This window comes from Pseudomonas sp. NPDC096950 (assembly GCF_044762525.1).
Classification (GTDB): domain Bacteria; phylum Pseudomonadota; class Gammaproteobacteria; order Pseudomonadales; family Pseudomonadaceae; genus Aquipseudomonas.
The window spans coordinates 79,550-92,302 of record NZ_JBIWEL010000015.1 but is presented as its reverse complement, the minus strand read 5'-3'; the positions used below and the strand labels follow the sequence as shown (position 1 = coordinate 92,302).

At 59.8% G+C, this 12,753-nt stretch carries 9 protein-coding genes; 2 read left to right on the top strand and 7 right to left on the bottom strand.

All coding sequences use genetic code 11. The features are described from left to right. Positions 1-152 precede the first annotated feature (152 nt). Both ACIQY3_RS21800 and ACIQY3_RS21795 read left to right on the top strand, forming a co-directional pair. Entirely contained in the window at positions 153-1,043 is an 891-nt protein-coding gene (locus tag ACIQY3_RS21800; RefSeq protein WP_403023394.1) for an ATP-binding protein, read from the top strand. After that, a complete protein-coding gene (locus tag ACIQY3_RS21795) occupies positions 1,040-1,522 on the top strand; it encodes a GAF domain-containing protein (protein WP_054052060.1) in 483 nt (160 codons plus the stop codon). Before ACIQY3_RS21800 ends, ACIQY3_RS21795 begins: the two co-directional genes overlap by 4 nt. Before the next feature lie 117 nt (positions 1,523-1,639). On the opposite strand, the gene ACIQY3_RS21790 is transcribed toward ACIQY3_RS21795, so the two are convergent. From ACIQY3_RS21790 to ACIQY3_RS21760, 7 genes are all read right to left on the bottom strand, one after another. Further along, complete coding sequence (locus ACIQY3_RS21790) at positions 1,640-4,585, bottom strand: HD domain-containing phosphohydrolase (RefSeq protein WP_403023389.1); 2,946 nt, start codon at positions 4,583-4,585, stop codon at positions 1,640-1,642. A gap of 47 nt (positions 4,586-4,632) precedes the next feature. After that, on the bottom strand, positions 4,633-8,277 hold the full coding sequence (locus ACIQY3_RS21785) for a transporter substrate-binding domain-containing protein (RefSeq protein WP_403023386.1): 3,645 nt from the start codon (positions 8,275-8,277) through the stop codon (positions 4,633-4,635). Positions 8,278-8,285: 8 nt separating this feature from the next. Continuing rightward, the gene (locus ACIQY3_RS21780) at positions 8,286-8,912 is read right to left on the bottom strand and encodes a response regulator (protein ID WP_403023383.1); all 627 of its coding nucleotides are present in this window, start codon (positions 8,910-8,912) and stop codon (positions 8,286-8,288) included. Positions 8,913-9,335: 423 nt separating this feature from the next. Next, the gene (locus tag ACIQY3_RS21775) at positions 9,336-10,667 is read right to left on the bottom strand and encodes a deoxyguanosinetriphosphate triphosphohydrolase (RefSeq protein WP_403023379.1); all 1,332 of its coding nucleotides are present in this window, start codon (positions 10,665-10,667) and stop codon (positions 9,336-9,338) included. Between the two features lie 68 nt (positions 10,668-10,735). After that, on the bottom strand, positions 10,736-11,899 hold the full coding sequence (locus ACIQY3_RS21770) for an EAL domain-containing protein (RefSeq protein ID WP_403023377.1): 1,164 nt from the start codon (positions 11,897-11,899) through the stop codon (positions 10,736-10,738). A gap of 126 nt (positions 11,900-12,025) precedes the next feature. Then, positions 12,026-12,367, bottom strand: coding sequence for a hypothetical protein (locus ACIQY3_RS21765; RefSeq protein WP_403023374.1), 342 nt, complete (start codon positions 12,365-12,367; stop codon positions 12,026-12,028). Beyond that, complete coding sequence (locus ACIQY3_RS21760) at positions 12,364-12,753, bottom strand: phage holin family protein (RefSeq protein ID WP_403023371.1); 390 nt, start codon at positions 12,751-12,753, stop codon at positions 12,364-12,366. The genes ACIQY3_RS21765 and ACIQY3_RS21760 overlap by 4 nt, the downstream gene beginning before the upstream one ends.

The following is a 12,753-nucleotide window of genomic DNA, read 5'->3' as shown; positions in this document are numbered from 1 at the left end:
GGTGTTGAACCACTTCCGTTTCCCTTCGCTGCTCAAGCATAGTCGATCATGCATGGATGCCGATGTTCCCAAGTCACCCTTATTCGAGGGTGCTGGTTGTTGTAAGTTGCTGTATCGCCATCATTACTGTGAAACGTGCCCGAGGAGAAGACGTGGATTCCCGATTGAATGCTTTTCTTGAACGCGCCGATGCCGTTCTGGCCCGTATCGAACCCCTGCTGCCGGCCCCTCGGCAAATCATCGACTGGGCCCATTGCCTGGCCGCGCGCTGGCAGCGTGAGGGCCGCAGCGGCTTCCTGCTGCCGCTGCAAGTCAGCCTCGACACCCGTTTGACCGACCTGATTGGCGTCGATCGCCAGGTTGAACAACTGGGACGCAACACCCAACAATTCATCGACGGCATGCCGGCCAACCATGCGCTGCTCTGGGGCTCCCGTGGCACCGGCAAATCGTCGCTGGTTCGCGCGTTGCTGGCGGAACATGCCTCGGCGGGTTTGCGCCTGATCGAAATCGAGCGCGATCACCTGGCGGACTTGCCGCGTATCGTCGAACAGATTGCCAAATTGCCCCAGCGTTTCGTGCTGTTCTGCGATGACCTGTCGTTCGAATCGGGCGAAGGCGATTACCGCGTGCTCAAGAGCGTGCTCGACGGCTCCCTGGAGCAAGCGCCAGACAATGTTCTGCTGTACGCCACGTCCAACCGCCGCCACCTGGTGCCGGAAAAGGAAAGCGATAACGAAAACTGGAAACGCGTCGACGGCGAATTGCATCCCAGTGAAGCGGTGGAAGACAAAATCGCGCTGTCGGACCGTTTTGGCCTGTGGCTGTCGTTCTATCCGTTTACTCAGGAACACTTCCTCAATGTGGTCGAGCACTGGATCGGGCAATTGGCCGACAAGGCCGGCCTCGCCTGGGAGCGCACCGAAGAGCTGGATATCCTCGCGGTCCGCTGGGCCACTGGCCGGGGGAATCGCAATGGTCGTTGCGCGTATCAATTTGCGCGTTATTGGGTTGGACTGAAGCTGTTGGAGCACAAGGCATGATCGATCTACAACAAAGCGGCCAGGGCCTCGAAGGCTACGGCATGTTGCACGCACAACTGGAATCCTTGCTGGCGGACGAGCGGGATTTCATTGCCAACGCCGCGCAGTTTTCCGCGTTTCTGTTCAACCAGCTCGATGACCTGAACTGGGCCGGCTTCTACCTCAATCGTAACGAAGAGCTGGTGCTGGGCCCCTTCCAGGGGCAAATAGCCTGTGTACGGATTCCATTCGGCCGTGGTGTGTGCGGGGCGGCTGCAGCCACTTTGCAGACCCAACTGGTCGAGGATGTGCACGCATTCCCCGGGCACATTGCCTGCGACAGCGCGTCCAACAGCGAGCTGGTGGTGCCATTGGTGAAGGACGGCCGACTGATCGGCGTGCTGGACCTGGACAGCCCGAAACTCGCGCGTTTCACGGCTGACGATCAGGCGGGTATCGAGCAACTGGCGGCGATCTTTCTGCGGCTGACGGATTGCTGAGGCTTACCTCCTGTGGGAGCGAGCCTGCTCGCGAAGAGGCCATTACATCCAGCATCGATGTTGGCTGACAGACCGCTTTCGCGAGCAGGCTCGCTCCCACAGGGATTTTGACCGGCATTACTGCAAGCCAGCCTTGGCCAGCAAGCCCTCCGGGTCCACCGCATCAATCTGTTTCGGATCGAGAAATTGCTCGGCGTACTGCCGGTAAATCTGCTCGTTGATAAACAGCCCAAACAGCTCGGGATCGATATGGGCGTCACGGCACATCGTGGCCATGATGCCCAGCGCTTCGCTCAAGGACTTGGCTTTCTTGTAGGGGCGATCCGCCGCGGTCAGGGCTTCGAAAATATCGGCAATCGCCATCATCCGCGCCGGCAGGCTCATGTCCTCGCGCCTCAACTGTTTGGGATAACCGGTGCCGTCCATTTTTTCGTGGTGGCCGCCGGCGATTTCCGCGACGTTGTTGAGGTGTCCGGGGAAGGGCAGGTGGCTGAGCATCAGGATCGTCTGCACCATGTGGTGATTGATGATGTAGCGCTCTTCGCGGGTCAGGGTGCCCCGGGTAATGCTCAGGTTGTAGAGCTCGCCGCGATTGTATTTGTAATGCGGCACATCGAGTTTGAAGCCCCAGGGATTGTCGGCCGGGATCAGTTCGCCTTCGTTGCGTTCCAGCAGGTGCTCGGGCTTGTCCGCCAGCAGCGGCTCACTGACCGGCAGCGTCGGCGCCGGAGTGCGCGCCTGGCGACGATTCTCTTCCCACGACACCCCCAGTCGGTCGTCCAGGGTTCGGGTCCAGGTGCGTTGGGCGATTTGGTTCAGACGCTGGAGGTCGGCCTCGGCCATCGCTTCGCCGCCCAGATTGCAGCGGGCGATAAAGGCGAAGTCATCGTCCAGCCCGGCCAGGTTGGCGTTGCGCAGTTCGGCCAGGTGTCGTTCGTCGCCACCCAGGGCAACGGCCTGCCAATAGTTGATCCAGGCGTCGCGCTTGAGCACTTCGAAACGGGTGCGGATTTCGTGGATGCGATCGTTCAGGGTTTCCAGTTTGGTGGCCTTGTCGACCACATATTCCGGCGTGGTGACTTTGCCGCAATCGTGTAGCCAGGCGGCAATGTGCAGGGCTTCCCACTCATCTTCGGTGGGCTGGTAGCCGCTGAACGCCGGGTCCTGACTGGCCGCGGCCGCTTGGGCGAGCATCAGGGTCAGCGCCGGCACACGCTGGCAATGGCCGCCGGTGTACGGGCTCTTGGCATCGATCGCGCCGGCCAGCAGTTGAATGAAAGAATCCAGCAGTTGTTTTTGCTTGGCCTGCAACCGTTGGCTTTCGATACTTACCGCCGCTGCGCCGGACACCGCTTGCAGAAACGCGATGCGATCCGGGCGCAGTTTTTCCAGGTCGCTTTGGCTGCCGCTGTCAGCCAGCAGCAGGATCAGCAAGCCGACGGTTTCGTTATGCCGATTGCGCAACCGAATGCCGATCAGGTGCACCCGCGGGCTCTCCATGGCCAGCAAGACGTTCTGCAAATCCCCGGCCTGTTCGAAACCGAGACTGGCGACCACATTGTCGGCGGTCGCCAACTGTTGCAGCCACGAAGGGCTTTGCGGGTTTTGCAGTTCGTGTCCTTGAATGTCGAACGACGGCAAGGATTGGGACGTGCCGTTGATCACCAAACCATAGGGCTCGATGCGATCGCCGTCGGTTTCCCGCAGGTAGATCAGGCCGGCCTGTGCCTGGGCGATTTTCACGGTTTCAAACAGCACCCGTTGCAGCAAAGGGGCGAAGCGGGTTTCGGCACACAGGCTGTCGGTGATCTGGAAAAAACTCCCAAGGGTGTCCTTCATCCGCGCCATCGATACGCGCAACTGATCGACTTCCAGTACCGGTGAGCGACGGCTGACGGGAAAGTTGAAATCGAAGCTGCGAATTGCATCGGCTTCCTTCACCAGTGCTCGCAGTGGCTTGACCAGGATCCGCGACGTCAGCCAACCCACCGGCAGACACAGCAATAAAGTGGTCAGGGTAATCAACGCCCCTTGCCAGCGCATGCGGTAGGCATCGACGAGCAATTCATCCTCGGGCACCAGCAATGCCATTTGCAGACCTTGAGGGCCACCCTCCTGCATGTGGCTGCGGGCGACGATCCACTGCCGGCCGCCGACGTCCAGGCGATTGCCCGCCTGCGGGTTGGCGAGCAGGGCGCCGAGGCCGGGACTCAGGTCCGCGGCTTTGCTCAGGCGGGCGGTCTGGTCGTCGATGATCAGTTTGCTGCTGTCCGGATAGGCAATCGCGTTGCCCTCGGCATCGAACAACGCGATCTCGGTACTCGGGGTGACGACGTGTTTGGCCAGGGTTGCGGAAAGCTCGGCCAAGGTGAGGTCGGCGCCCATCACCGCACCGTCGCCGCTGCGCCGGGCGAGTGTGGTGCCGACGTTGTGGGTGGAGAAAAAAATGTAGGGTTCGGTGGTGATCTGGTCCGTGTCCTGCCGAGCGCTGGTAAACCAGTCGCGGGTCCGCGGATCATAGGTTTCGTCGGCCACGTCCTGGCGGCTGATCAGATTCAGGGCCAGGTCGTAGAACAGGAATCGGGAGACGACCTGAGCGCCGCTGTCGTGACGCTCGATGCTCCACACCTGATAGGCCGCCGTGTCAGGCGCCTTGAGCTGGGTCCTGAGGACCTCAGTGCGCAACGGCCGGACCATAAAGAAATCGCCATTGTCGTAGCCCAGGTACAGCGAGGCCAGGTTGGGATTGTCCTTGAGCGATTGGCTGAACGGCTTGAGCAACGCCAGGCGCGCCTCAAGTGCCGGGGCCTGGGTGGCTGGCATATCGGCCAGCAGGCTCAGCAGGTGCCGAATCGGTTCGTAGGTGGATTGCAGGTCCAGGCGAACATCCTGCTCGATGCGATTGAACAGCTTTTCGCTGCTGGACAGGATGATCTGCGTGGTTTGCTGGTAATTGAAAATGCCCAGCACCACGCCGGTCAGCAACAACAGGAAGGTGAACATGACGCTGATATGGACGTGCAGGGGAAACCGGCGTTGATCCGGGCGCAGTGGGCTGGGCATCACGGTCTCTCCATAGTGGTTACGCACTGCTCAGCGTCCAAGCATAGTTAAGGCTCCGCCATTTTGCTGTGGGTGTTGAGGCCTATCTCGTGCACTAACGCGCGCTCCAGATCGAGCATGGCCTGGTCCATGTTTTTGATGCAGTGGCTGACGTCATTTCCAGGCCCCGCGTCATGGCAGGCTTTTTCGAGGGCCTGGCAACAATCGATCAACCGAGAGGCCTGGGCGATGCGGGCCGCACCTTTGATTTTGTGCGCAACGTCGATCAGGGCCTGGTGATCATCGATTCTGGATATCGCCAGCAACTCCTGGCGATCCAGCCGGTTGCTGTTCAACAGTTCGGTCAGTAGCCGTTGGGCCAACTGCGGATTGCCGCCGGTCAACAGGTCCAGCCCTTGCAGATTGAACGGCCGGTCGGGAACCGTGGGCTTGATGCCTTCGACCCACTGACTCAAGGCCATCAGGCTGAGGGGTTTAAACAGGCAATCGTTCATCCCGGCGTGCTTGCAGCGTTGTATCTCTTCCGGCTGCGCATTGGCGGTGAAGCCCAGTACGGTACAAGGCGGGCGTTGCTCCTGCTGTTCATGCTGGCGGATGGCGCGGGCCAGGTCGTAGCCATTCATGATGGGCATGTTGCAATCGACCACCACCAAATCGAAGGGCTCGAGCTTCCAGGCGTCCAGTCCGGCCTGACCATCACCGGCCCCGGTAAACCGATGTCCCAGGTATTCCAGCTGTTGGCACATGAGCAAACGGTTGGCGGGATGATCGTCGACCACCAGCACATTCAAGGGCGTGCGGGTGGTGTGGACAGGTGTCTCAACCCGGTCCGGCGCCTGCTCCGGTGCCAATGTTGCCAGGTGCAATGAAAGGCTGACCTGAGTGCCCAACCCCAACTGACTGCTCAGTTGCAGGCTGCCCCCCATCATTTCGCACAATTGGCGACTGATCACCAGGCCGAGCCCCGCGCCGCACCTGGCCAGTTGCCCGGAATTGTCAGCCTGGGCAAACGGTTCGAACAGGCGCTGCTGATCCTGATCGCTGATTCCGACCCCACTGTCCCGGACCTGCACCCGCATCCGCGTGTGCTCGGGTTCATCACCGGGCAACAGGTCGACCGTTATCCTGACCTCGCCCTGGTCGGTAAACTTGATGGCATTGCTGACCAGATTCGACAGCACCTGTTTAAAGCGCAACGGGTCGAGCAGCACATCCACGGGCGCTTGGGGCGGGTTGAATTGCAGCAGCAGGTGAAGATTTTTCTGCCGGGCCAGGCCGTCGAAAATCCGCACCACCGAGGCCACGATTTCCCTCGGATTGACCCGCTCAGGGCTCAGGCTCAGGCGCCCGGACTCGATCCGGGCGATGTCGAGAATGTCGCCGATCAACTCCAGCAAGTCTTTCGCCGAGCTGTACGCGGTTTCGATGGACGATCGGTGCTGATGCCCTTGATCCATGCGTTTGAGGGTCAGCTCCAACATGCCGATCACCGCGTTCATCGGTGTGCGGATTTCGTGGCTCATGGTCGCCAGGAAGGTACTTTTGGCCCGGTTCGCCTCATCCGCCTGCTCTTTGGCCGCTCGCAGCTTGTCGAACAGTTGCCGTCGTTCACTGATGTCGATCCAGCCGCCGATGATGCCTTGCACTTCGCCACTGGAATCGCGGTAGGGCAGGATCCAGTGATAGATCGTCAGCCGGCGGCCGCCGATGTGCAGCGGGCGGTCGACGATCAGCGGCGTACCTTCGGCCACGACCCGTTGATAGTCAGCCTGAAATTCCCGGGCTTCGAAGGCATTGTTCATGTTGCCCGGCATGACGCATTTGCCGATCACGTCTTCGCGTTTCGCCTGGAAAACCTCCAGGTAGCTGTCGTTGCAACTTTGCAGCAGCCCCTGGCGGTCACGCACATAAATCGGGTGGGGCGTGCCGTTGACCAGTGAACGCATGAATTCGAACTGATCGTTCAGTGCACGCTCGGCGGCCTTGCGCTGATTGATCTGGCGGCGCATCCAGGCATTCCAGACCATGGAAATCAGCAACAGCAGGCTGGCAATCGCCACAATCTGATAGAACACCCGGTGAAAGTTGTTCCAGGTTCTTTCCGAGGCCGCCGAGTAGCCACGCCAGCGGCTGTTGATGACGCCCAGTTCCTCCGGGGCAATGCTCAGCAACGCTTTGTCGATGATCGAACTCAGCTCCGTGGCACCGCGCGCAGTGGCCAGGGAGAACGCCGCCTGCTGGGTGCCGATGGTGGTGCTGATCTGCAGTTTGTGTTCGAAGATGCGCGAGGAAATGAAGTAATTGGCGATGACCAGCGAATTGACGGCACCCTCCACCTGGCCCTCGGCGAGCAATTCCACGGCGTGAAAGGTGTCCGGTGTTTCAATCAGGTGGATCCGCGGAAACTCGCGGCGCAGGTAGTCCACCAGCGGATTGCCCTGGGCGATGGCCAGGCGTTTGTCTTCCAGCTGTGAAAGGTTGGTCGCGCTGTCGGCGGATTTACGCGTCACCAGCACAAACGAGTTTTCCAGGTAAGGGCGGCTGAAGTTCAGCTGGGATTCCCGTTGAGGCGTCGGGAGCAGCGCGGCAATCAAGTCGGCCTGATTGCCTTTGACCAGCGTGATCATCTGATCATCGCCACGGCTGCGCTGGATGTCGAAACGCAAACCGGTGCGCAACCGGATCAGTTCTAGCAGGTCGGCGGTGACGCCGCGAAAGTTGCCGTCGCTGTCGAAAAACGTCAACGGCGCAAACGCCTCGTTGACCACCACGCGCACCACCGGGTGTTGCGCCAGCCAGCGCTGTTCACGGTCCGTCAGTTGCAGCTTGTGGTCGGTGAGGAGAATGTCACTGCCGGCGCTCCAGCGCTTGGCGATGTTTTCCCGTTCGCTGGTGGGGATGGCCTTAAGCGTCGCGTTGACGATCTGCAGCAACTCCGGGTTGTCCTTGTGTACCGCAAAACTGAAGCCGTGAGCTTCGTGTTTACCGAAATTGGCCATGCGGATGTTGTTAAGGTAACCCTTGTTGATCATGTAGTGGGTGGAAATGGTGTCGCCGAGAAAGACGTCAGCCTGGTCGAAAGCCACGGCGTTGATCGCATTCTGATAAGCGGGGTAGTCGGTGATGATCGCTTTCGGGTACAGCGCCTGCACTTCTTCACGCGGCAAATAGTGATAGACCATGCTCAGTCGCAGACCGGCAAGGCCCTCGGTCAGCGGTCGGGTTTCGCCTTCCCGTGTCACCAGCACCGGTTGATCCACGGCATAGGGTACGGACAGTTCAATGTCGGCATTGCGAGCTTCGAAACCATTGGCCGTTCCGAGCAGGTCGACCTCGCCCTGTTCCAGCGCCTCGATGGCGGCATGGCGGGTGGCGTAGCGCTGGACCTTGACCGGCAGGCCCATGGCCAGGCCGAGGATCCCGGCATAGTCAGCGGTGAAGCCCTCGTAGTCACGACCGCTGACAGTCAGGTCAAACGGCGGATAGTCCGGGGCCGAAGTGCCCAGTATCAGTTCGCGTTTGTTGTGAGCCCATTGCCGTTGCGATTTATCCAGCGGGACTTCCAGGTGCCCGACCGCTGCACGGCTGAGCAAGGTGTAGTTCTCGACAGCGGTATGTGCTGCGGACACTGAGGTGCTCAGGCATAAACCTGCGCCCAATGTTATTAGATAGTCCTTTACTCGGTTGGGCATCCTGTCTCTCACACTAACGCGTTACGTTTTGCCATCTCGATAAGCGCGACCAGGGATTTGGCCTTGAGTTTTTGCATGAGTCGTTTTTTATATGTGCTGACAGTCTTGTTACTCAGGAACATGCCTTTGGCAATTTCCTTGTTAGTGCGCCCTTGGGCAAAAAGTTGCAACACCATCAATTCCCGGTCATTGACGGACTTGAACAATTCAAGTTCGGCGTAACGCATGTCATCCGGGCGTACCGGGTTCAAGGCCTGGCTCGGGAAGTAGTTGTAACCCGAGAGTACGGCCTTGATGGCGCTCATTAATTCACTGAGGTCTTCCTGTTTGCACACATACCCCGAGGCGCCGGATTGCATGCAGCGAATGCCGAACAGTGTCGGGCATTGCGCCGTCAGTACCAGTGTTTTCAACGGGGTGCTCATCGCATTGAAACGAGCGAGAACTTCCAGTCCGTCGAGTTTGGGGATGCTGATGTCGAGAATGATCAGATCGGGCATGCATTCACGAACCATCTGCATGGCATCGACCCCATTATCGGTTTCGCCCACGACTTTATAACCCTCATGCTCCAGCAGCATCCGGACAGCCAGACGGATGACGGGGTGATCGTCGACAATAAAAACGGAGTTCATAATCAAGTCCCATACGTGCGCGAATAAAGCGCGCACCTTAGCTCAGTTAATTGAGAGGGCGCATGAACGGACGGGTCTGTAGCGGCGATATAGGACAAATCCTACAAATGAAAAAGAATAGGACTACGTATCAACTGGGTTTTGAGTGCGGAAATGTGAAAGTTCTTATTGTGTAATCAGAAAATGATGATGTTTACAGTGCACGTTACACGCTGGATGTGATTGGACTTTGCAATGCCAGAAGTTTGCTTGCTTTTATATCAGGGCCAGGTCAATAAGTTTCTGAAGCCGGTTTGTTTCAGCGGCGTGGTCAGTACCTCAACTGCTCAGCTCGACGCGTAGGGGAATTCGTTGAAATGCAGTTGACGGGCGAGCGACTCGATCAGCCGGTCAGAAGTCTCTGACACGGCTGATCCCGCGTTGTTATCCGTGGACGGAGCGGCCAGTCATTTCCTGGGCCATTTCGCTGGCGTAGCTGTCGGTCATGCCGGCGATGAAATCAATCATGCGCAGGAACGACGTATGCAACGGGCCGTTGGGATCGGGCGCGCTGTTACCCAGCAGGTCGAGTACCCGACGGCTCTTGAAGGACGGCGTGCGACCGTTGTGCTGTTCCAGCGCCGCGCCGCAGAAGGCGTTGAGCAGGATTTCCAGGGTGGTGTAGGCGCCGATTTCATGCAGCGTCTTGCGCTTGTCCTGGAAGATTTTTTTACGCGCCATGTCCTTGGCATTCAGCACGCAGCGCTTGGCCGGACCGTGCATGTGTTCCACCAGATCGCCGGGCAACGTGCCGGCCAGCAGCGCATCCTGTTGCTCGACGAAGGCGCGGGCGGCGGCGTTGGTCAGGTGTTCGATGGCCTTGCCCCGCAGGATCGCCAGTTTGCGCCGACGGGAATCCTGTGGCCCGAGCAGGCGATAGGTTTCCGGAATGTCGTCGCCCACCAGATTCAGCAGCAGGGATTCAACTTCAGCGTATTCCAGCAGGTCCATTTCCAGGCCGTCTTCGAGGTCGATCAGCGCGTAGCAGATGTCGTCGGCAGCTTCCATCAGGTACACCAACGGATGACGGGCCCAGCGCTGGTCTTCCAGTTGTGGCAGGCCGAGTTTGTGCGCGATCTGTTCCAGCAGCGGCAGTTCGCTCTGGTAGCAGCCGAACTTGTGCTTCTTGTAGCCCAGGGAGTCAGCGTGCTTGGCGGTCCACGGGTATTTCAGATACGTGCCGAGGGTGGCGTAGGTCAGGCGCGTGCCGCCGTCGAACTGGTGATATTCCAGTTGGGTGAGCACGCGAAAGCCTTGGGCATTGCCTTCGAAATTGAGGAAGTCATTGCGTTCGACCTCGCTCATTGCATCCAGCCAGCCACGTCCGGCGGCCTGCTGGAACCAGTGGCGGATCGCGTCTTCGCCGGAGTGGCCGAAGGGCGGATTGCCAATGTCATGGGCCAGGCAAGCCGATTGCACCACCATGCCCAGGTCGCTCGGCTCGCACCATTCGGGCAGCGCGCTGCGGATGGTTTCGCCCACGCGCATGCCCAGGGAACGGCCGACGCAACTGACTTCCAGCGAGTGGGTCAGGCGCGTGTGGATGTGGTCGTTGCTGGACACCGGATGCACTTGGGTCTTGCGTCCCAGGCGGCGGAACGCACCGGAGAAAATGATGCGGTCGTGGTCTTTGTGGAAAGGGCTGCGGCCGAGTTCTTCCGGGCTGTGCACAGGCTTTCCGAGGCGTTCGCGAGTAAGCAGGGTTTGCCAATCCAAGGCTGGTTCTCTCCGTCTGGTGACTGATGGCCCAGTGTCCTGTCTCGCCTGCGTGCCTGCAAGCAGAACTACAGCCCGGCGGCGTCGATATCGATGAGCAGCAGGCGCTCGCCGTTGTCGAAAAACTGTCCGGCCGTCAGGCAATACTGGTTGCTGGTGGCATCGCGGTAGGTGTTGGAAAGCGTCAGCCGACGCTCATCCCAACCCTCGGCGAGCAGGTGATAAAAGTACGGGCGCCAGGACCAGTTGTGGCCCAGGTATCGGTTATCGGCTTCCCAGCGGTGGTTGCGCCATTCCAGGTTGGGCGTCAGTTGCGTGCCGTGGCGATCGCATTGGTAGAAACGCAGCAGCCAGGGAAAAGCGTCCAGTTGGGGCAGGGCGGTGATGGGCGCGCGGGCCTGGGCCCAATCCTGCAGGATCGCCATCAGCTCGCTGAGTTGCCGGCGCATGACCATCAGTTTCCCGCGTTCAATCAGCTTGCGCTGTACATAGCGTTGGCGCAGTTGGGCGAACTGGTCGACGAAGGCGTCGGTGGCAAAGAAATCGGTTTGCGCCCGGGCGAACAGAAAACCCTGCACATAACGTGAACCGCATTCCAGAGCGAAACTCAGTTGGGCTTCGGTTTCTACGCCTTCAGCGATGATCCAGCACCCGGTTTTCTCGGCCATCAGCGCCAGGGCCTTGACCACCTCGCTGCTCGGCCCGCCCAGGGCTGCGGCCTGAAACAGGCGCATGTCGAGCTTGAGAATGTCGGGTTGCAGGGCCAGCACACGATCGAGTTGCGAGTAGCCGGCGCCGAAGTCATCGATGGCGATCCGCGCGCCGGCCTGACGATAACGCGCCACCACTTCGGCCAGGCGTTGGCTGTCACCGCCCAGTTCGGTGATCTCGAAAACGATGCGTTGCGGATCGACCCCGTGTTTGGCCAGTTGCTTGAGGCTTGGCAGGGCCTGTTCCGGGCGCAAGCGGCTGATCCAGCGCGGCGACATGTTCAGGCTCAAAAACCATTCCGCAGGTGCTTCGTGCAGACGGCTCAACGCGTTATCGCGGATCTGCCGGTCGAGGCGACGCAGGGCGATGGCGGGGGTTCGCGGGTCGGCGAACAGCGGCCCCACCGAGGTCAATTGACCATTGGCCTGGCGCAGTCGACCCAATGCTTCGACGCCCGCGATACGGCCTGTGGCGGTATCGATGAACGGCTGAAAGCAGGCGAGCGGTTGCCCGTCGATCACGAGGCCTCCTTAGTGAGGTTTTATTTTTGATTGAGCCCGACGCCGGGTAGGCACGCAGGATTGAACCCCTCGATAAAGAGGTTCAATCCCGGTGGTATTGCAAGAATGCAGCCAGATAGTGGCTTTTTAGTGTTTGTTCGAGGAGCCCTGCAGCACCAACTTGATCAGCGGTCCCAGGCTTGTGCCCAGTTGAACCAGGCGCGTGATGCTGCTGACGCCACCGTTCTTGGCGCCCTTGCCGGTCAGGAAACCGAGCAGGGTCACCGCGGCCATGCCCCAGAGCGGCGCATGCTTGATGCCAAAACCGTCTTGCAGGTTTTGCGTCATCCCGCGCACGCGTTGCAGGGGTTGCAGCAATTGCCGGGACTCCTGGCGGATTTCCTGGCGATGCATTTCCATGCGCAAGCGGATCAGCGCCTTGCGCATTTCTGTGCGCGAGCTGTTGTGCGGCAGTTCAGGCAGGCTCATGGCAACAGGCGCTCCCGATCATTGGCCAATTCTTCCAGGGTGCCATGGAAGGGCGAGGACTCATCGAATACCGCAGCCTTGAGGCGCATCCCGCAGAAAATCGCGGCCAGGGTGTAGAACACGCACAGCCCGATGATGGCGGCCAGGCGATAGGTGTCCCAAAACAGGATCAACACCAGCGTCGACAACCCCACCAGCAACAGCAAGGCAAACACCAGCGCCAGGCCGGCAAACAATAACAGGCTGACGGTACGGGCTTTCTGTTCCTGCAATTCGATGCCGAACAATTCGACATGGCTGTGCAGCAACCCTAGAAATGCCGCCCCCAGCCGCGGCGAGGAAGCGCTTGTGCCCGTCGCGGACGGGCCGGATTCGCCGATAGACAT